We start from the raw sequence: 20,526 nt of genomic DNA, 5'->3' as shown, positions 1-20,526 counted from the left end.
CAAGTGATCATAAAAATATTTCCGGCCGATATGCCCCCTTCTCAGATATTTACATTGACAACGGATTGAGAATCCGTTATGTGCTCTTTTCTAAAGTATCTGCTGAATATGAAGTTATCTACATTCTGCATCTTATGCTGCCTTTCCGCGGGTCTTTCCTAGGCTGCCGTCTATGTCTGGAGCGGAGCGGCAGGAAACGGAATTTATGGAGACGCCAACAACTGGACGGTAAATGGCACGCCGAACGGCTATTTCCCGCAAAGCAGCCGGGATGAAGCCATCATCGGAGAAAATGCCGGAACGATCACCTGGTCCCCCGCCCAATCCTATTTCGGGGAAACCAGCATAGTTGGAATAGGGTCTGGAAGCACCCTGCTTTGTACCACGGGGACAGGAACGGGAGATATCAATGTTGATCTGTTCAAAGTGGAAGAGAATGCCCAATTGGTGTTTGAATCCAGCAACACCCTCGGACTGCAACGCGACTTTACAATGGACTTCGGCGTTTTTACGGCGGAAGAACACGGTTCCTGGATTGCCACGAATCTCGCCAACTTCTGGACCAATGGAAGAACCGTCACCTTCTTCGGCACATTGGATATGCGTAAGCTTTCCGGGAGCGGAACCATTGAACTTGCTTCCCTTAAATCTTCCCAAGAGGGAGGCAATATCAACCTGGACTTGAGTAATCTGCAATTCGTCGGCAACAAGAAAATACAAGCGACCGCTGAACAGGTTACGGAGAACGACGTCACCAAGGTAGTGATCAGCTATGAAATGATTCCGGAACCCGCAACGGCCACGCTGAGCCTTCTGGGACTGGGCGGCCTGCTGCTGAGAAGAAAGAGACAGTAGCCCTTTCCGCACGTTAATTCCACCCCGGCTTATTCCCAAAGGAAAGCCGGGGTTTTCTTTTGCCGCCGCCCCGGTTCTTCGCACGCTCCTTCCTCCTCCATTACCGCAACATTATCCTGCGGAACCGGGCAGCGCCCTTCCAGACGGGGAAAATCCGTGTTCCGGGCAAGTCAGAACTCGCAGTTCCGCGGGGTACGGACAAAAGGCAGGACGTCGCGGATGTTGGTCACTCCGGTCACGAACATCAGCAGACGTTCAAACCCGGCCCCGAATCCGGCGTGCGGCACCGTGCCGTAACGGCGCAGATCCGCATACCAGCGGTACGCTTCCGCATTCATGCCCATGCGGCGCATGTTTTCCTCCAGAATGTCCAGCCGCTCTTCACGCTGGCTGCCGCCCACGATCTCACCGATGCCGGGCACCAGCACATCCATGGCGGTGACGGTCTTCCCGTCTTCGTTCAGGCGCATGTAGAAGGGTTTAATCTCCTTCGGGTAGTTATAAACGATGACGGGGCATTTAAAATGTTCCTCCGTCAGGAAGCGTTCGTGCTCGCTCTGCAGATTGATGCCCCAGGAAACGGGGTAATCAAATGTTTTGCCGCTCTTGAGCAGAATATCAACGGCTTCCGTATAGGAACAGCGCACAAACGGAGTTTCCTTCACATGCTCCAGGCGTTCCCGCAGCCCCTTGTCCACAAAACGGGTCAGGAATTCCACTTCTTCCGCGCTGTTCTCCAAGGCGTCCCCGACGAGAAAACGGACAAACTCTTCCGCCATGTCCATGTCTCCATACAGATCGCAGAAAGCCATTTCAGGCTCCACCATCCAGAATTCCGCCGCATGGCGCGTGGTGTTGGAGTTCTCCGCCCGGAATGTGGGACCAAAGGTATAAATGTTGCTCAGGGCGCATGCGAACGCTTCCCCTTCCAGCTGGCCGCTTACCGTGAGGTAGGCCGCCTTGCCGAAGAAATCCCGGGAGGCGTCACGGGAGGCGGCGTCTCCCACATCCAGCGTCGTCACACGGAACATTTCTCCGGCCCCCTCGCAGTCACTGGCGGTGATGATGGGAGTGCTGACCCAGGAAAAATCCCTTTCCTGGAAAAAGCGGTGAATGGCGAAGGCCAGCCTGCTGCGCATGCGGAACACGGCTCCAAACAGGTTGGTGCGGGGGCGCAAATGAGCGATGGAACGCAGGAACTCCGGCGTATGCCCTTTTTTCTGCAGGGGATAGGAATCCGGAACAGCCCCCACCAGCTCCAGGGAGGCGGCGCGCAATTCCCACCGCTGCCTCCCCTGCCCGGCAACCAGAGCGCCGCGGATGCTCACGGCAGACCCCGTAGCCATTTCCCCAATCCGTTCATAGCCGGGAATGCCTGCATCCGCCACCACCTGGAGAGAGGCGACGGAGGAACCGTCATTTACCTCCAAAAAGGAAAAAGCCCTGGAATCACGGCGCGTACGCACCCATCCCTGAATCAGGACGTCCGGCATTTCCGCCTCGCTGGCCAGGACATGTTTCACCAATGTTCTGTTCATCATGGCGCAAGTATAATACAGCGCCCTGCCCATGCCAGAAGAATTGCTCTACCACAGAGAGAATATTCCGTATCTTCCGGCAGAGAAGGAGGAATACGCCGCACTCTGTTACTTGGAAGGCTGCATGACCTGCCGCCCCGTCGTAATGGCGATGGCATCCGCCAGCGGCATTTCCTTTTCCGTGTGGGCAGCCCCCCAGGAATCTGAAAAGATAAGCGTTTTCTTTTCCTCGTCAAAACCGATAATCAGCCTCAAATGGCCTCCGCGCGTCTGGGACAAACGCAGCGGTTCCGGAACAATGCCAAGCTGTACGGACCAGAACACGGGGATGCCCGCCATGATATAGGGTTTAATGGCATTGAGCCACCTGTCCACCTGGGACGGTGACCCCGCGCGCGCCAGCTTCAGGACTTCCCCGTCCGCATTGTCCCAGAAGCCGGACCAGTCATGTTCATTTTCCACCTTCTCTTTTTTCAGCTTGGAGGCGGCGCGGTTATAGGCTTTCAACAGATTCTTGAAATCACGGGAATTCGCCAAGGAATCCAGCACTTTAATCCGTATCTGGAAGCGTGTCCCGATTTTTTTCAGGTTTTCCGCCATTGCCGCCGTATTAGTGCCTCCGCCCGCAGAGGTATTGGCCAGGGAAGCCAGTTCATGCTGATCCACATAATCCATTCCATAATAGGCAAAAATGCGGGCGGCCGTAGCCACCACGCAATAACCTTTCTGGCCCTGGTCCACCATGGGAATATCCTGAATCACCACCCGCTTTCCTTCTTTCCTGACGTGCTGTTTGATATCCGCCTTTCTGGCCCGGGAAGAAGCATCGCTCCTCGCGATGGAATCTTCCGTGGGGCCGGCCTTCATCCGGATAAATTCCGCTTCAAATTCCCTGCCCTCCCGCGATGTATTGATTTCCAGGGTAATGGCCCCGTTATCCCAAATCCAGGACCAGCCGTTGACCTTGACCACCGCCTCCTTGCGGGAGGCCCGGTACTCCCTGGGCTGAATTCCGGTAAGAGCGGTCAGGGATTCCTTGATGAGCTCCAGGCGTTTGTCAAATTCATCCTTGCCAATAGCCCCGTTGTCCCCCTTGTTGTACATCATGATCGTCATTGACTGGGGGGCTCCTTCCTTCCAGTTCACCAGCATTTCCCCCGGGGACATGTCCCCTATCTTGATGGAGGGCTTCGCAATCCGGAGCTGGGTCTTGCCTTTGTCCACCCAGCCGCCGGACTCTCCGTTAAAATATTTTCCGAACAAATCCGGCTGAGGCAGCTTCCAGAACGCGCCAGACTTCAAATCCGGCGCCATGTCGCCCGCGCCCCAGGCGGAGGGAAGAAAGCAGCAGACTGAAAGGAAAGGCAGAATGGAAGAAATAAGTCGCATAACGGCAAAGAAGGCGGAGAATGATCCCGCTGCACGGAATCTACGCTGGTCATGTTATTCTCCCATGATGGTTCTGCCAAGAAAAAATGAACCTTCCTCCGGCAAACTATCCCTTCTTTCCCTTTGCCCCAATTTGCCTTATTCCCATAATCCTTCCCGGTAAAAAAACCGGCTTGCCGCAGTGAATTCCGCAGCAGGCCGGCCTGAATAAATCAACCCCGGTCCAGTTTTACATGAACGGACGCAAACGCTGCATGATGGCATCCTTGGAAGAGGCGCCCACCATCGTATCCATGATTTCCCCGTCCTTGATGATCAGAAGGGTAGGAATAGTGCGCACGCCATAGGTGGCAGCCAGTCCGTTGTTGGCGTCCACATCCACTTTGCCCACCTTGATCTTGCCTGCCAATTCCGTAGAAAGCTGGTCGATAATCGGGGCGATCATGCGGCAGGGACCGCACCATGTAGCCCAGAAATCGACAAGCACAGGAATGTCGGACTTCAGAACTTCATCCTCAAAATTTGCTTCGGAAAATACGTTTGCCATAGTACCGCTTAGAGTATTTCAACAGTTATTACGTTCACTTATTCTTCCGCATCGGCGCCATCATCGGAAGGCTCGTCGGCAGAAGTTTCGGAAGAATCGTCATCCTCCATCTCTTCATCGGCGGCCGCCGCGGGGGCAGGCTTGGAGTCTCCGCCCAGCCAGCCGGTCATGCTGCGGGCTTCCAGGGTATCCGTAGCATATTGATAACCGACGAAAATAAGCGCAAAGGCAAGGGCTACAAAGGAAAGGACATTCAGCAGCGTACTGGGAGCCGCTTCCGTATCTTCCTGAAACTTCCTGGCCGTAAAGGATGTGGAAGAAACCGGGGCGGCAGCGGGTGCGGTCTTCAGCCCGATGGTGGCCTGCGGAAGCTGGGCCGTCGCCATGCCTGCTCCGGGAGGAGTCAGGGGAACGGTAGGAGCGACAGCGGCAGGCGCAGCGCCAGCAGGAGGAACCACGGGGGCCACGGGCGCCGTGGCGGAACCGAGGGCAACCGTTTTCAAACCGCCGCCAAGCTTGATGCCTCCGCCGAGGCCGGCGGGACGAAGGGGAATGGTGGGCGCAGCAGCGGCGGGCGGAGCAGCAGGCGCAGGGGCCGGCGCGACGGCTACCGGCGGAACAGCGGGAGCGGCGGGCGCCTTGGGCACGGCAGGAGCGGCCGGCGGAGTCGGAATGCTGGGCGGAGGCGGAGTACCGCCCGGAATGGGGGGGGGAGGTGGATTACTCATATCGGAAAAATAACTGTGCTGAACGATAGCTCTCGCTTATTTCAGCCCGTAAATCAAGAAAAAGAATGCGCAAAACCTGAATTCCGCGCAATTTTTTTTAATTTGAAGCGTATTCCATCTCAAACACGCTGTCCAGACTTGCCCTGAAAAGCGTTCTTTCCTACGCTGTGTATCCGGCATTATTTCATATGAAACCCATTACCAAACTAGCTTCCTCCACGCTGCCCGACGGCTCCGTTCTCGACCTATGGGAACGGGACGGTTTCCATTTTCTTCTGCGCGACGGCGTACAGATGGCGTCCAGTTTTTCCCACGGAAGCAATGAAGCGGCGGCGGCCATGGCGGCGGCGCCGGTCAAAAGGGCCAACCAGCCTTCCTTCCTTCTCGATGGCCTTGGCCTGGGATTCACCCTGTTTGCCCTGATGGATCAGATCCGCAGGGAAAAAGCCCGCTTCATCGTGGCGGAACCCTGCAAACCGCTCCTCGACTGGCACAAGGAACTGATGGACCAGGAACGGCCCGGCTTCCTGCACGATCCCCGCGTCAGCGTGGAATTTGCCCCGGCGCTCCAGATCGCACGCAAGAATCCGAAGAGCTTCCACGCCATTCTGTCCCATTCCACGCACGAGCGCATGAACCTGAGCGTCGCCGAGGCTTCCGACTATTTTGCCGCGCTCAAGCAGGGCGGCCTGCTGGTCATCACGGTAGCGCGCCCGGACGCCCGGCTTTCCCGGACACTGCAAAAAGCGGGGTTCGAAGTAAGCACGGAAGCCGTTCCTGCCTCACATAAAGGAAAGAAAACCGCCTTTCACACCGTTATTCTTGGAAAGAAGGGCCGCTTCGTCCCCTTCTCCGCTCATCAGTCCTGATCCCATTTTATTTTTATGAACCGCACCTCCCTCACCATGGCCGGATTTCTGGCCGCCCTGTTCATGGGAATTCCCTCCCTGGCGGATTCCATTGCCCCGGGCATCCTTCTTCCCAAAAAAAATACCAAATCCATTTCCTTCTCCCCCCAGGGAAGCTCGAACATTTTCCTGCTCGGCATCATGCCGCAGGGAAGCTCCATCAAGAAAGGGGAATCCGTAGCCCAGGCGGACTTCCGCATACTGGACAGGAGCATTGAGGATTATGAACGCGCCATTAAGAGCAAAAACCTGGAAGTGCTGAAGCTCCGGTACGCCCTGGACCAGCAGAAGGAACGTTCCGCCCTGGCCCTGCAAAAATACCAGACGGCCCTGGCCCGGACGGAAGAGGATCAAAAGGATTTCCTGGAAAAACGGAAGGCCCGCATGCTGGCGGAAGAAGAAGAACGCGTCAACAAGGCCCTGCGCCACATGTCCTACAAGCAGGAAGAACTGAACCAGCTTACCAAGATGTACAAGGACGACCAGGTGGCGGAGGAAACGGAAGAGATTATTCTGAAGCGCCTGAAAAATGAACTTGGGGAAAGCGAATTCGCCGTTCAGGGGGCCAGGCTCGTTGCGGAGCTGGCCAAACTGCGCAATATCCACCGCCTGGGGGAAGACTACGCGACGGCGGTCAGGGAAAAGCAGATGGATCTGGAACAGGCCCGGAAGCAGGCGGATGTTGACCTGGAACAGAAGAAGATAGCCCTGACGGAGGCGGAAGTGTCCCTGCGGCGCCTTCAGGACAAGTACAATGAACTGAAAGCGGACCGGGAAATGGCCTCTTTCAAGGCTCCGGAAAACGGCATCCTGCTGTACGGCGGATATGTGGCGGACAAATGGGTGGCCATCCCGGTGGCGGAAAAGCTGAAACCCGGCGGCAAACTGGAAGCCTTTGACAAAATCGCCACCATCGTTCCGCCGGATTCGGAACTGATTGTCCAGGCCACTCTTCCGGACTCCACCGCTACGCCCAAGGTGGGGGAACCCGTCGTCATCAAAATAACGAACATGCAGATTCCCGGCATTATTACGGAAGCCAGCCCCATTCCGGGAGCAGACGGCAAGCGCCGCATTATCATCACGCCCAAGGTTCCCGCCAGCCAGATTTTCGCGCCCGGACTTCCCGTCCAGGTGACCATCAAGGACCAGCAGACCTGATTTCCCTTAACGGATACTCATGAATAAAGCCGTCCTTTTCCTTGCCGCTCTTGGAGCCAGTACGGCGCTCTGCGCTCCTGTCCCGGCGAAAAAAACGGAAAAAAGAGATACCATTCCCATTGCCAGGGTTCCGGACGTTCCGCCTCCCTCCCGGGAAACGCTGGACGCTTCTATCCGGAAGGCGGCTGACTTTCTGTTGAAGGAACAGAACAGGGATGGTTCCTGGGGAAACCATACGCGCACCAAGGGCCTGAACGTTCTCTGCCCCTATCCGGAAGGCCCCAGGTCGTTCAGAACGGCTTCCACCTCCCTGTGCGTCATCGGCCTCCTGACCAGCCCCCTGAAAGAAGACCCCGCCGTCAAGGCAGCCCTGGACAAAGCGGTGCAATACCTGCTGACCACGCTGCCCACCCTGAAACGGGGAGACACCCGTACCGTGCTTGGCGTATGGGGCCACGCCTACGGCCTTTCCGCCCTGAGCCGGGCGGCGCTAAACCTTCCCGCGAATGCCCCTCTGCGCGAAGAACTCAAAAAGACAGCCTCCCTTCAAATCAACGCGCTGGACCAGATGGCGGACGTCCAGGGCGGCTGGGGCTATTACACATTTAAAACTTTCTCCAAACGCCCCATTGGGGAACCCACGTCCTTCCTGACGGCCACCGTCCTGCTTGCCTACAAGGACGCGGAACTGGCCTTCGGCCTCAAGCCGGAAAACCGCGTCGTCAAACGCGCCGTCGCCTGTCTGGAAAAGCTGAGGACGCCCGCCGGCAGCTACGTTTATTCCCTTTCCCATTCCTTCTATCCCGGCAGGCCCATCAACCGCCACACCGGCAGCCTGGCCCGCACCCCCGCCGGGGATCTGGCCCTGATGCGGTATGACCCGTCCTTTATTTCCAGGAGGCAGCTGGAAGACGGCCTGGAACGCATCTGGAGCCGCGGCGGCTGGCTTTCTCTGGCCGTCAAGAAACCCATTCCCCATGAAAGCTTTGCCCAGAACGCAGGCTATTTTTTCTATTACGGGTATTATTACGCCGCCCGCTGCCTGGAGGAAGTGGCGCCGGAACATCTGGCGCGCCATGCAGCCCATCTGGCAAGCGACCTCCTGCCCATGCAGGAAAAAGACGGGTCCTGGTGGGACTACCCCCTGTACAACTACCATCAATTCTACGGCACCGGATACGCCCTGTATGCCGTCTCCCGCGTCAGGGAATCCCTGTATCCCTCCGATACTGCAACAACTTCATGACCCATGTTCCGCCTGCTGACGACCAGTTTTTTCGCCGCCTTGTGCCTGCATCTTTCCGCAGCGCAGGGGGAATCCGCGCCGGAGGAAAAGGCGGATGTCATTCCGATTGCCAAAACCCCGGATATCCCCCCCGCGAAACCCGGACAATTTGACAGGGCATTCCGCCGCGGCGTGGATTTCCTGCTGAAAACGCAAAATAAGGACGGCTCCTGGGGCGACCACCGGGTAATCGGCACCTGGAACATCCTCTGCCCCTACCCGGACGGGCCGCTCACTTTCAAAACGGCCAGCACCGCCCTGTGCATTGCAGGGCTCAACGCCAGCCCCCTGCATCATGAACCCGCCGTGCAGGAAGCCATGACCCGTGCGGAAGACTACCTCATCCGCACAATGCCCCATCTGAAACGCGGCGACGCCCTGTGCGTCTACAACACCTGGGCGCATACCTATGTGCTGGACGCCATGAGCATGAGGGCCGCAAGACTGGCCCCGGACAGCCTGCGCTACCGGGAACTGAAGGAATGCGCCCGCTCCCAGGTGAAAAAACTCAATGAACTGGCTTCCGCCATGGGGGGCTGGGGCTACCTCACTTATTCCGGCTTCAGCAAACGCCCCGCGGCCCAGCCCACCTCTTTTCTGACGGGAACCGTCCTCATCTCCGCCTGGATGGCAGGAAAATCATTCGGCCTTTCCCTTGACGACAAAATATTCGCCCGCGCGCTGAAATTTCTTAAATCCCAGAGAACGCCCGCGGGGACCTACGTTTATTCCCTTTCCCATGCCTTCTATCCCGGCAGGCCCATCAACCGCCATACCGGCAGCCTGGCCCGCACGCCCGCCTGCGATTACGCCATCAGGCTCTGGGAACCGGAGGGCATCTCCCTGCGCCAGCTTGTGGACGGCCTGGACCGCCTGTGGAGCCGCAGGGGATGGCTGACGATGGCCCTGCACAAACCCACTCCCCACGAGAGTTTCGCCCAGAATTCCGGCTATTTTTTCTATTACGGATACTATTATTCGGGAATGTGCCTGGGCATGCTGGCTCCAAACCAGGCAAAACGGCACGCGTCCCTATTGGCCAACGATATCCTCACCCGCCAGGGAACAGACGGGGCGTGGTGGGACTACCCCCTGTACAATTACCATAAATTCTACGGCACCGGATATGCCCTGTACGCTCTTTCCCGCGCCTGGGACAGGCTGTACGGACAACCGGAACCGCTTCCAGCCTCTGTTTCCACACTATCCCGGCCATGACAAACACCATGAAATCGCTTCTGGCGCTCTGCCTGTTTTGCAGCGCGTCTTCCGTCTCCACCGCGGAAACTCCGGTTAAACACACCTCCTTCAGGCCCGGGGAAATCTGGACGGACAACAACGGCGCGCACATCAACGCCCACGGCGGCGGCATCCTGTACGACAAAGGCACCTATTACTGGTATGGAGAGCACAAGGTGGAGGGGGACGCGGGAAACTATGCCCAGGTGGGGGTTCACTGCTATTCCTCCAAAGACCTCTATAACTGGAAGGACGAAGGAATCGCCCTGAAGGTGGCGGAGGGGGACAACGCCCACCCCATCGCCAGGGGCTGCATCCTGGAACGCCCCAAAGTGGTTTACAACAGGAAGACCGGAAAGTATGTGATGTGGTTCCATTTGGAACTCAAGGGGAAAGGATACGGTTCCGCTTACGCCGGGGTGGCAACGGCCGCAACACCCACGGGGCCATTCAAGTTCCTGAAGGCCGGGCGCGTCAATCCGGGCAAATGGCCCCTGAACATGGATCAAAAGAACCAAACCATGGAGACGTTCAAGGGAGTCCCCGGACTGACTTCCAGCGCGCTGCCCGAAGGCGTACGTTCCGAGGATATGTTCAAGAAGGACTTTGAAAAAGGACAGATGAGCCGGGACATGACCATCTTTGTGGACGACGACGGCAAAGCCTACCACATCTATTCTTCCGAAGAAAACAGCACCACCCACATCGCGGAGCTGACGCCGGACTACACGGGGCATACGGGAAAATTCGTCCGGGTATTTCCCGGACGCTTCATGGAAGCTCCCGCCATCTTCAAACACAAGGGCAAATATTATTTCATCGCCTCCGGATGCACGGGCTGGGCTCCCAACGCCGCCCGCAGCGCCGTGGCCAGAAACATCACCGGCCCATGGACGGAACTGAAAAATCCCTGCGTGGGGCCCAGGGCCAGCATCACGTTCGGCGGCCAGAGCGCCTTCATCCTGCCCGTGCAGGGCAAACCCGGCAAATTCATCTTCATGGCGGACATCTGGCGGCCCAAAAACGCCATTGACGGCCGCTATATGTGGCTTCCCATCCAGTTTGACGGAGACCAGATCAAACTGGAATGGAAGGACGAATGGACGCTGGATGACCTGTAAATTCACCCCTTCCCCCTTCCATGCGGAATACGGTTTATTGTTTCCATCTTCTTGCCGGAAGGCAGAAGCGAAGCTTTCTGTATGCCTTGTGCTCCGCTCTCCTTGTCGCGGCAGTCTGGCTGTTTCATCCGGAATGGCCTTTCTGGGCGGGTTATATTGCCTGGGCGCTCGCTTACGCAGCAACGCTGATTGTCCAACACACCGTCCCCCTTCCCATCCGCTGCCCGCACTGCGGAAACGCCGGGCTTCACTCCGCCCAGCAAACTCCGGAAGAACAAAGCAAGCCGGATACGGGAATCATGCTGGAATGCCGGGGCTGCGGTTCCACCTTTTACACGGACGCCTATTTGCCCCGGCCGGGAAAAATTATCCGCCGGCGTCCCATTTCCCCGGAAGAATGGGAAGAAAAGTCTGTCCGTAAACAAGCCGGGCCCGCTTCCTCCGGAGAGGAAGGCAGGCCGGAAAGGTCTTTCGCCAACGGAGGAAAAATCTAACGGGCTTTTTTGGAAGCCATCACATAATTCCTCATGCGCTGGTCTGCGGGGGTGGTGGGGCGCACGCTGGTAACCCAGTTGCCGTCTTTATCCTTCTTCTTGATTTCCGTTCTGTCGCGGTACAATTTCGCGGAGAAATCGCTGGAATCAAGAACAACCGGACCCGGGCCTTGCGCGGCGATGGGAGCGGGCGGCACCTCCGCAACCACCGTCATCGGCGCGGCAAGGGAATTATACCAGTACACCAGTTCCTGCTGGCCGACAGGGTTGTCCGGATAAGGGGCATAAGCTCCGTTGTTGGTGGAAACCTTCACATAGGCCGGTTCCGGAAATGTGGTTTGATAGGAAGAAGGGGAACAGGCCCCCAATAACAAAAGGCCGGCTCCGCCGGCAATAATCATGGAATGCAGTTTCATATAAACGTTGGACTCTTTTCCGCCCGCGGTCGTTCAGAGGATGTACGGCTCCGGCCTATTACGGGCAGTCACGGGCCTCACGCTTTAGCGCCCTGTCCAGCGCCGCATACTATCATACGGAGGAAAGGAGCTTGCCGTCCCCCCTGGAGGCATGGTTGAATATTATTTTCTCTCCATGATTACGGATTTCCGGCTGAAAGTGTTTGAAACCGTCGCACGGCGCCTGAATTTTACCCGCGCGGCGGAAGAATTGTTCATCACGCAGCCGGCCGTCACCCGGCATATCAAGGAACTGGAACGCCTGCTGGACGCCCGTCTGTTCAAAAGGGAGGGACGGGGGATTGCCCTGACGGCGGAAGGGGCGCGCCTGCTGGCCCATTCCCGCCGCATCCTTAAGGAATATGAAACGCTGGCGGAAGAAATATCCTTTGGCCGGGATGCCCCTGTTTCCGGAGAATTGAGCCTGGGAGCCAGCTCCACCATGTCCCAGTATGTGCTGCCTCCGCTGCTGGCCCTGTTCAACCGCCATTACCCGGAAATACGCATATGGCTGAAAAGCGGCAATACGGAAGAAATAGAACAGGCCGTTCAGGACGAATCCGTGCAGCTTGGCATCGTGGAGGGCACGGCAACGCGTGCGGACCTGCATTACCAGCCATTTATGGAGGACGAGATTATTCTGGCGGGAGGCATGCAGGCCGCTGTGCCCAGTGAAGGGCTTTCCCTCACGCAGCTCTCCCATGTTCCCCTGATTATGCGTGAACCGGGGTCCGGCACGCGCCGAGTGGTGGAGGAGGCGTTGAAAAAACACGGAATCTCCGTTTCCGACCTCCATATTCTGATGACGCTGGGCAATACGGAAAGCATTAAAATGTACCTGGAGCATTCTACGGCGTGCTCTTTTCTTTCTTCCCTTGCCGCCCGGGGAGAATTCAAACGCGGGAATTTGAAGAAAATACATCTTCGCCACCTGGAAATCCGCCGCACCTTCCACTTCGTCTCAGGACATGGAGACCATAGCAGAATCAATGAACTGTTCATCAAGTTCTGCCGCCATTACCATAACAAAATCTAATTGGCTATAATATTTTTTAATTAGATTTAATGATAATTGCATCGTATATCATTCAGTAGCCGCCCCGGTACGCTCCCGGCCAGGTACCACGGGCGGACGCAACCATCACTCACCGATCATGTCTCCCAAACATCTAGCCAATCCCCTCCACGGCATCTTGCTTATTATTCTGTTTTCCTTTTCCGCGTTTTACATTGCGGACTTTGAATGGGTGAAGCATCTTTCCCTCAGCCCGCTGATCGTCGGCATCGTGCTGGGGATGCTTTACGCCAACAGTCTGCGCAACCACCTTCCGGAAACATGGGTTCCCGGCATTCAGTTCTGCACCAAGCAGGTTCTGAGAACGGGCATTGTCCTGTACGGGTTCAAACTGACTTTTCAAAGCGTCATCGACATCGGCGGCTCCGCCCTGGCGCTCGACCTTATTGTGGTCACTCTCACCATTCTTCTGGGAGCCGGGCTGGGACGCCTGCTGAAAATGGACAGGGACACGGCCCTGCTGACTTCCATCGGCAGTTCCATTTGCGGGGCAGCGGCCGTCCTGGGAGCAGAGCCCGTCGTCAAAAGCAAACCTTACAAAGCCGCTGTGGCCGTTTCCACCGTGGTCATCTTCGGCACACTCTCCATGTTTCTGTATCCAGCCCTGCACCGGGCCGGAATACTGGATCTGACGCCGGAACAAATGGGGCTTTTTACCGGAGCCACCCTTCATGAAGTGGCGCATGTGGTGGGCGCCGGCAACGCCATGGGGCAGGCTATTTCCGATCCGGCCATTATCGTCAAGATGATCCGGGTGATGATGCTGGCCCCGGTGCTGGTCGTCCTGAGCATTGTCCTGGCCCGGAGGGACTCCTCTTCCGGCGCAAACGGGGAAAAACGGAACATTACCATTCCCTGGTTCGCCTTCCTGTTTCTCGCCGTCATTGGCTTCAATTCCCTGCACCTGCTGCCTGCCGGACTTGTAGACGCCATCAACGCCCTGGACACATTCCTGCTGACCATGGCGATGACGGCCCTGGGCGCGGAATCCAGCTTTGAGAAGTTTAAGAAAGCCGGAGCGCGGCCTTTCCTGCTTGCAGGCTTCCTGTATATCTGGCTTTTCTTCGGAGGCTACTGGCTGGTCAAGCTGATCAGCTTCTAAACTCCAAAACATCCCTTCTGCGGAAAGGGAGCAGGGCCTCCGCCTTCCCTTTCCGAACGGGAAAAAACCGTCTCACGGGCAGGACGTGAAAACCGTTTCAGCGCAGGTTCACCGTACCGCTCCATCCCGGTTCCCTGCCAGAAAATCCGGTTGAAAAGAATCAACGAAGGAACCATGCCGCCAGGAATGAGGGAACATGCGATGCGCCGCATGCTGCCCGCATCACTCCCGACTGGCCGTCCGGGCCGCCCCATACAGGCATCCCCTCTTTACTTTCTCCGCTGCTGCTGCGGATTTTCCCGGCAAGACTCAACAAAAATTCATAGTCAAACCGTTTGGAGACGCTTATAGTATGCGTACCCAGTTCTTAAAAACAAATGGCAACCAAATTATTCATTCCCGGACCCACTGAAGTAGCACCTGAAGTACTTGCCGCCATGAGCGGCCCGATGATGGGGCACCGATCCAAAGCGGCCTCCGCCCTGCAGCGCCGCATTTCCAACAATCTGCGCCGCATCCTGCTGACGGAACAGGAAATTCTGCTTTCCACTTCCTCCGGGACGGGCCTGATGGAAGGCGCCGTGCGTTCCTGCACCGCCAAACGCGCCGCCATTTTTTCCGTGGGCGCCTTCGGCGACAAATGGTACAAGATCGCCACGGGCAACGGCGTTCCCTCCGATATTTTCAAGAGCGAACTGGGGCAGCCCACCACCCCGGAAATGGTGGACGCCGCCCTCTCCACCGGCAAATACGACACCATTTGCATCACGCACAATGAGACGTCCACCGGCATCCAGAACCCGGTGGAGGAAATTGCGGAAGTGCTTAAAAAATACCCGGATGTCGTGTGGTGCATGGATGCCGTGAGTTCCGCCGCCGGTTCCCGGATTGAAACGGACAAGCTGGGCGTGGACGTACTGGTAACTTCCACCCAAAAGGCGCTTGCCCTGCCCCCCGGCATGGCTGTCTGCACGCTGTCCCAAAAAGCGTACGAACGCACCGCCTCCGTTCCCAACCGCGGCTGTTACTTTGACCTGCGTTCCATTTACGACACCATCCAGAAGAAGGACTACCAGTACACGAACACCCCCTGCGTCTCCATCATGTACGCCATGGACCTCCAGCTCCAGCGCATCATGCAGGAAGGCGTGGAAAACCGCTTCGCGCGTCATGAAGCCATGGCGGAATTCGTGCGCTCCTGGGCGGATGAATATTTCAGCGTCTTCGCCAACCGGGACCACCTTTCCCGCACCCTGACGGTGATCAGCAACACGAGGGACATCGACATCGCCGCCCTGAACAACGCCCTGATCGAACGCGGCATGCAGCTCGGCAACGGTTACGGGGACTTGAAGAACAAAACGTTCCGCATTGCCCACATGGGTGAACTGACGATGGATGACATGCGCTCCATCACATCCAACATCGTGGATATCCTGAAACTCAAATAAGCGGGTATCCCTCCCTCTTTTCCGGCTCCGTCCGGAAAAGAGGGAAGAACGCCTCCGCCGGAACATAAACGGAACCATCGCCGGGAACAGGAGACTTCGCGAACATCCTAGAGCTTGTTCATCTTTGGTCTCTTCCGCATCCCGGCGGCATTCATCATCGTCCAAGCCTTCAATCAGGCAGGAGCTTTCCGGGGCAACCGGTTCTTTCAGGACTCCATTTCACGTTATTTGCTGCTGTTCATTGCGGCATGCATTTTAGCCGGGCTTGTTTGCAGCATTCGTGCGCTATATCATCCTCCCCATTACTGACTTTCCGAACTTCTCCTACCATGTCCATTCTCCATCCCTTCCCCGCCCTGCGCCCTCCCCGGGAACTGGCCGCGCGGGTCTCCTCCCTCCCCTATGATGTCATGAACCACCGGGAGGCCAAGGAAATGGCCGCCGGAAACGACGCCTCCTTCCTCCATATCTGCCGTTCCGACATCGACACGGGCGAAGCCGCCATTCATGCCCCGGAAACCTACGCCAAAGCCAGGGAAAACCTGGAAAGGTTCGTCCGCGAAGGTTACCTCCTCCGGGATGAACGGCCGTCTTTCTACATCTACCGCCAAATCATGTGGGGGCGCGTACAGACGGGCATCGTCGGCTGCGCCTCCGTGGATGAATACGCCAGCGGCGCCATTAAAAAGCACGAACTGACCCGCAGGGAAAAGGAACTTGACCGGATCGAGCACTTTGACGCCTGTTCCGCTCAGACGGAACCGGTATTCCTGGCCTACCGCAAACATGAGGGTCTTTCCGCCATCATCCGGGAATGGATTAAATTCCACAAACCCGAATATGATTTTACCACGGAGGACGGCGTCACCCATATCCTGTGGCCCGTTTCCGAACCCGGCACGGTGGAAGACATCCGCAAAAGCTTTGAAGAAGTGGACGCCCTTTACATTGCGGACGGGCACCACCGCACGGCTTCCAGCGCCGCCGTTTCCGCCAGACGCCGCCAGGAACACCCGGACTACACGGGGCAGGAAGAATTCAATTACCTGATGGCGGTCGTCTTCTGTGATGAAGACCTTTTCATCATGGACTACAACCGCGTCGTGCGCGACCTGAACGGCCTGACTGAAGAGGAATTCATGGAAAAACTCCGTGCCTCCTTTGACGTAAATCCTGTGGATGCCATTCCCGGAGAAGGCTATGCCCCCCGCGCCAAACACGAATTCGGCATGTACCTGAATGGACGCTGGTATTCCGTCACGGCCAAACCGGGAACCTTCCCGGCCGACCATCCTATCGAAAGCCTGGACTGCGCCATTCTCCAGGCGAATTTGCTGGCCCCCATTCTGGGCATTGACGATCCGCGCACAAGCGACCGCATCGACTTCGTAGGAGGAATCCGCGGCCTGGGAGAACTGGAACGCCGCTGTTCCGGAGAAATGGCGCTCGCCTTCTCCCTGTATCCCGTCACCATGGCCGACCTTTTCCGCGTAGCGGACGCCGGGGAAATCATGCCTCCCAAATCCACCTGGTTTGAACCCAAGCTGCGCAGCGGTCTTTTCATCCATACCATTGAACAATAATCTCTTTCACCGTACCAACATGAACAAGGTCCTTATTCCCACCAAACTCTCCGACGTAGCGGCCAACACGCTTAAAACGGCCGGCTATGAAGTCATCCAGGACGCTGATACGCCTCTGGAAAAACAGGTAGCCGCCCATCCGGATGCCGTGGCTCTGATCGTCCGCAGCGAAAAAGTCACTCCGGAAATCATGGACGCCCTTCCTTCCCTGAAGCTGGTCGTCCGCGCCGGAGCCGGTTACGACAACATCGACATTGTGTACGCCCGCAAAAAAAACGTGGATGTCATGAATACCCCCGGGGCCAATTCCAATGCCGTGGCGGAAGAGGTCATGGCCATGATTCTGGCCTACTACCGCCACATCGTCCAGGCGGACGCCACCACCCGTGAAGGCCTGTGGGAAAAGAAAAAATACATGGGCAGCGAGCTGACCAAAAAGACGGTGGGCATCATCGGCCTGGGCAACATCGGCCGCAACCTCGTCAAGCGCCTTCAGGGATTTGAACCCATTCTGCTGGGCTACGACCACTTTCTGGCACGCCAGCGCGCCCTGAACATCGGCGTCACCCCCACCAGCATTGAAGACATCTTCTCCCAGTGCGACATTATTACCCTGCACGTTCCGGGCGGTCCCTCCACCCACCACATGGTGAACGCGGAACTTATCGGCAAAATGAAAGACGGCGCAGTGCTCATCAACTGCTCCCGCTACGGCGTGGTGGATGAAGAGGCGCTGGCCGCCGCCAAGGCCGCAGGCAAAAACATCGGCTACTTGACGGACGTCCACCCCAAGGACGCGCCCGGAGAGAAGCCTTCCGCCCCCATTGCGGACCTGATTCTTCCCCACCTGGGAGCCAACACCCGGGAGGCCAATACGAAAGCGGCCAAACGCGCCGCGGAGCAGATGATCGCCTACTTTTCCGACGGCGACACCTCCTGCGTGGTGAACGGGGAATCCCCCAGCGGCCTCAATCCGGCCCATCTTCAACTGGCGTTTCTGCTCGCCTCCCTGGCGCGCAAGGCCGGCGGCAACAAGCCCATCCGCCGCGTGGAATGCACCTTTTACGGCAACCTGCGCATTTTCCGCAAATGGTTTACGGCCCCCATTCTGGAAGGCCTTCTGCCGCATGCGGAAAAAGGGCTCATGCCTGCCGCCGCGGAAGAATCCCTGCGGGAGCACGGCATCGTTTTCAAAGCGCGGGAACCCAAAGACGACAAACCTTATGAAGATTCCATCACGCTGGACGTGGCCATGGAAGAGGAAGAGGAATATTTCCACACCAGCGTGCGCGGCGTGGTGACGGAAGGCATCCCCATGATCTCCCGCCTGAACAATTTCAACGGGTTGTACGCGGACCTGCGCGGCACGACATTATGCCTGCGCTACAAGGACCGTCCGGGCGTTATCGCTCGCATCGGCTCCGCCCTGTCTTCCCATGGAATCAACATTGACAACATCGCCGCCCCGGCCGACCACGCCACCAGGGAGGCCCTGACCGTGATCAAGACGAACCAGCCGGTTTCCGATGATCTGCTGGATAAAATCGCGAAAGAGATAGATGCTATCTCCGCGTTCTCCCTGAATATTTAACAGGGAAAAACGCGTTTCCGGAAACCTGCTTTCCAGATAGCCCGCTTCCTCCATCTCCGGAGGGAAGCGGGCAATTCTTATTGATGCCATATTGACAGGGCTCACCCATTTTTATACCGTTATCCGAATCGTCGGAACATGTTCATGCGTTACGTACTGCTTCTCCTGACCCTGTTAACCGCCGGATTTTCCGTCTGGTATTATCAACACCACATTTCCCCGGAAGGAAAGGAACTGGCCGCCCAAAAAACTGCCCTGGAACAGAAGGCCGCAATATTGGAAAAAGCCGTTATCCAATCCCGAAAGAAACTGGATGTTGCCCAGGAAGCCTCCCGGGCGGCGGAAGAGGACATAGAAAAATTCCAGCAAGCTTATCTCGAACAAAAAAGGCAGCAGTATCAGGAAATCCAGGAGGCCGCTTACCAGAAAAGCGTGGCGGACCAGCAGGAAGAAGTGAAGGAACACGACCAGAAAATTGACCGGCTGCGCCGCCGCATGAAAAGGCAAAGGGAAAGCGCCAAATCCGCCAGGGAGGAGCTGCTCCGGAAGAGGGAAGGAATGAGAAACCAGCTTGACAGGCTGACCGACCAGCAGAGGAGCATTCAGACGGAACTGGAACAGGCGGAACGCGAACTGGCCCAAAAACGGGAAGAGGCCAAAAGCAGGAAGAAATTGTCCGGGACTGCTCCCCAGAAGGGGAATATCTCTGAACTTCAGGCACAAATGAACCTTATCCGCCAGAAAACCGCAGATGCTAAGGAAAAAATGAGGGCCGCAGATGCTGCGCTGGAAACTCTGGAAGAGAAATCAGGCAAACAGGAACGCCTGATGCAGAAAGCGGAGGAAAGACTCACCGAACAGAAAAACAAGGTTCTGACGGACGATGACTGGGACGAACCTGCCGTCCCGGAACCGGGCGACGAAGACTTACTGGCTGCGGCCGAATACAGGGAACTGTCCAGAGACGTGCGGAAAACTCTGCAACAGGCCCGTGAAAAAGAAGAACAGGCATCCCGGGCCTATGACGAAGCCCGCGCGGCCATGCGAAAAGCCTCCAGGGAAGAAGTGAACAAGCTGGCAAAGAAGGAAAAAGACCATGTCTCCTTTCAAAAGCTGTTCACGGGCGCCGCCTCCGTCGCGGGATTCATCCTGCTCCTGTTCACGGGTGCGGCCTTCCGCAGCAGCAACAGTTGAACGCGCGCCGGAAAATAAAATGCGCGGAGAAAAAAGAAGCCCTCACCTTCCTGCAGGGAGCCGTTGACGGGAGACGGGGATATGATAGTCTCAGGCCAGCCCGATCATGCTCACACTGGCCCAGATTCACGGACAACCGGAAATTTTTCATTCCATCCAGGGGGAAGGAGTCTCCCAGGGAACACCCTGCGTTTTCCTGCGCCTGGCGGGCTGCAATCTGGCCTGTTCCTGGTGTGATACAGCGTATTCCTGGAACGGAACGGCTCCCGTAGTGCGGCTCACGCCTGAAAAAGCGGCAGAGCTGGTGCTCCATTATCCCTGCCGCCGCCTGGTCCTGACCGGAGGGGAACCGCTTATTCAGCAAAAAGAGCTTCCCGTCCTGCTACGCCTGCTGCCGGAGCATGCCGTGGAGATGGAAACCAACGGAACCATTATGCCGAATACGGCGCTGTTGAAACGCGTCACGCAATTCAACGTGTCTCCCAAACTGCCCCATTCAGGCAATAATGCCGTTAAAACGTGGAAACCGGATATCCTGCGCCGTCTGGCGGGTACGGAAAAAGCCTGGTTCAAATTCGTCGTGGCGTGTGAGGACGATGTCAGGGCTGTTCTGCGGCAGGCTTCCGAAACAGGCATCCCCCCGGAACGAATTCTGATCATGCCCCTGGCCTCCACACGGGATGAATTGGACGCCATGCGTGCGCAGGCGGTGGAATGGTGCCTCCGCTACGGTCTTCGTTTTTCAGACCGTCTGCACATCGCCATCTGGGACAGCAAAAAGGGCGTTTGAAGACGCGCCTGATTCAATCA

At 57.1% G+C, this 20,526-nt stretch carries 19 protein-coding genes; 14 read left to right on the top strand and 5 right to left on the bottom strand.

Annotated elements, in window-relative coordinates; translation table 11 throughout:
• Positions 1-426: 426 nt before the first annotated feature.
• Positions 427-855 carry a PEP-CTERM sorting domain-containing protein gene (locus CI070_RS11615; RefSeq protein WP_143245668.1) on the top strand — a complete coding sequence of 143 codons (429 nt, stop codon included), beginning with the start codon at positions 427-429 and terminating at the stop codon, positions 853-855.
• A gap of 170 nt (positions 856-1,025) precedes the next feature.
• Here the strand turns inward: CI070_RS11615 and asnS are convergent, their stop codons facing one another.
• The 4 genes from asnS to CI070_RS11595 form a co-directional block, all read right to left on the bottom strand.
• Positions 1,026-2,393, bottom strand: coding sequence for an asparagine--tRNA ligase (gene asnS, locus CI070_RS11610; RefSeq protein ID WP_179218497.1), 1,368 nt, complete (start codon positions 2,391-2,393; stop codon positions 1,026-1,028).
• A 108-nt stretch (positions 2,394-2,501) separates the two neighbouring features.
• Positions 2,502-3,782 carry a C39 family peptidase gene (locus tag CI070_RS11605; RefSeq protein WP_094136769.1) on the bottom strand — a complete coding sequence of 427 codons (1,281 nt, stop codon included), beginning with the start codon at positions 3,780-3,782 and terminating at the stop codon, positions 2,502-2,504.
• Between the two features lie 229 nt (positions 3,783-4,011).
• Positions 4,012-4,329, bottom strand: coding sequence for a thioredoxin (gene trxA, locus CI070_RS11600; RefSeq protein ID WP_012419743.1), 318 nt, complete (start codon positions 4,327-4,329; stop codon positions 4,012-4,014).
• A gap of 38 nt (positions 4,330-4,367) precedes the next feature.
• Entirely contained in the window at positions 4,368-5,057 is a 690-nt protein-coding gene (locus CI070_RS11595) for a hypothetical protein (protein WP_094136768.1), read from the bottom strand.
• A gap of 188 nt (positions 5,058-5,245) precedes the next feature.
• On the opposite strand from CI070_RS11595, the gene CI070_RS11590 reads away from it, so the two are divergent.
• From CI070_RS11590 to CI070_RS11565, 6 genes are all read left to right on the top strand, one after another.
• Positions 5,246-5,926: a hypothetical protein gene (locus CI070_RS11590; protein ID WP_143245667.1), complete on the top strand. Its 681-nt coding sequence runs from the start codon at positions 5,246-5,248 to the stop codon at positions 5,924-5,926.
• A 15-nt stretch (positions 5,927-5,941) separates the two neighbouring features.
• Positions 5,942-7,126 carry an HlyD family efflux transporter periplasmic adaptor subunit gene (locus CI070_RS11585; protein WP_094136766.1) on the top strand — a complete coding sequence of 395 codons (1,185 nt, stop codon included), beginning with the start codon at positions 5,942-5,944 and terminating at the stop codon, positions 7,124-7,126.
• Between the two features lie 19 nt (positions 7,127-7,145).
• Positions 7,146-8,372 carry a prenyltransferase/squalene oxidase repeat-containing protein gene (locus CI070_RS11580; protein ID WP_094136765.1) on the top strand — a complete coding sequence of 409 codons (1,227 nt, stop codon included), beginning with the start codon at positions 7,146-7,148 and terminating at the stop codon, positions 8,370-8,372.
• Between the two features lie 3 nt (positions 8,373-8,375).
• Positions 8,376-9,629: a prenyltransferase/squalene oxidase repeat-containing protein gene (locus tag CI070_RS11575; protein ID WP_094136764.1), complete on the top strand. Its 1,254-nt coding sequence runs from the start codon at positions 8,376-8,378 to the stop codon at positions 9,627-9,629.
• 8 nt (positions 9,630-9,637) lie between these two features.
• The gene (locus CI070_RS11570; protein ID WP_256943570.1) at positions 9,638-10,771 is read left to right on the top strand and encodes a glycoside hydrolase family 43 protein; all 1,134 of its coding nucleotides are present in this window, start codon (positions 9,638-9,640) and stop codon (positions 10,769-10,771) included.
• An 86-nt stretch (positions 10,772-10,857) separates the two neighbouring features.
• Positions 10,858-11,265: a hypothetical protein gene (locus tag CI070_RS11565; protein WP_143245666.1), complete on the top strand. Its 408-nt coding sequence runs from the start codon at positions 10,858-10,860 to the stop codon at positions 11,263-11,265.
• Here the strand turns inward: CI070_RS11565 and CI070_RS11560 are convergent.
• Entirely contained in the window at positions 11,262-11,681 is a 420-nt protein-coding gene (locus CI070_RS11560) for a hypothetical protein (protein WP_094136761.1), read from the bottom strand. The genes CI070_RS11565 and CI070_RS11560 overlap by 4 nt on opposite strands.
• Positions 11,682-11,856: 175 nt before the next feature.
• On the opposite strand from CI070_RS11560, the gene CI070_RS11555 reads away from it, so the two are divergent.
• From CI070_RS11555 to CI070_RS11515, 7 genes are all read left to right on the top strand, one after another.
• On the top strand, positions 11,857-12,756 hold the full coding sequence (locus tag CI070_RS11555) for a LysR substrate-binding domain-containing protein (RefSeq protein WP_094136973.1): 900 nt from the start codon (positions 11,857-11,859) through the stop codon (positions 12,754-12,756).
• A 118-nt stretch (positions 12,757-12,874) separates the two neighbouring features.
• Positions 12,875-13,897 carry a YeiH family protein gene (locus tag CI070_RS11550; protein ID WP_094136760.1) on the top strand — a complete coding sequence of 341 codons (1,023 nt, stop codon included), beginning with the start codon at positions 12,875-12,877 and terminating at the stop codon, positions 13,895-13,897.
• A 377-nt stretch (positions 13,898-14,274) separates the two neighbouring features.
• On the top strand, positions 14,275-15,348 hold the full coding sequence (locus CI070_RS11540) for a pyridoxal-phosphate-dependent aminotransferase family protein (RefSeq protein ID WP_094136758.1): 1,074 nt from the start codon (positions 14,275-14,277) through the stop codon (positions 15,346-15,348).
• Positions 15,349-15,677: 329 nt separating this feature from the next.
• Positions 15,678-16,931 carry a DUF1015 domain-containing protein gene (locus CI070_RS11530; protein WP_094136756.1) on the top strand — a complete coding sequence of 418 codons (1,254 nt, stop codon included), beginning with the start codon at positions 15,678-15,680 and terminating at the stop codon, positions 16,929-16,931.
• Positions 16,932-16,950: 19 nt separating this feature from the next.
• On the top strand, positions 16,951-18,522 hold the full coding sequence (locus CI070_RS11525) for a 3-phosphoglycerate dehydrogenase family protein (RefSeq protein ID WP_094136755.1): 1,572 nt from the start codon (positions 16,951-16,953) through the stop codon (positions 18,520-18,522).
• A 144-nt stretch (positions 18,523-18,666) separates the two neighbouring features.
• A complete protein-coding gene (locus CI070_RS11520) occupies positions 18,667-19,716 on the top strand; it encodes a hypothetical protein (protein ID WP_094136754.1) in 1,050 nt (349 codons plus the stop codon).
• A 106-nt stretch (positions 19,717-19,822) separates the two neighbouring features.
• Complete coding sequence (locus tag CI070_RS11515) at positions 19,823-20,506, top strand: 7-carboxy-7-deazaguanine synthase QueE (RefSeq protein WP_094136753.1); 684 nt, start codon at positions 19,823-19,825, stop codon at positions 20,504-20,506.
• The last annotated feature ends 20 nt before the right edge of the window (positions 20,507-20,526 follow it).

The sequence above is a fragment of the Akkermansia muciniphila genome, assembly GCF_900184965.1.
GTDB lineage: Bacteria > Verrucomicrobiota > Verrucomicrobiia > Verrucomicrobiales > Akkermansiaceae > Akkermansia > Akkermansia muciniphila_A.
Note: the sequence above shows the minus strand (reverse complement) of the source record. Positions and strands in the feature narration are given on the sequence as shown.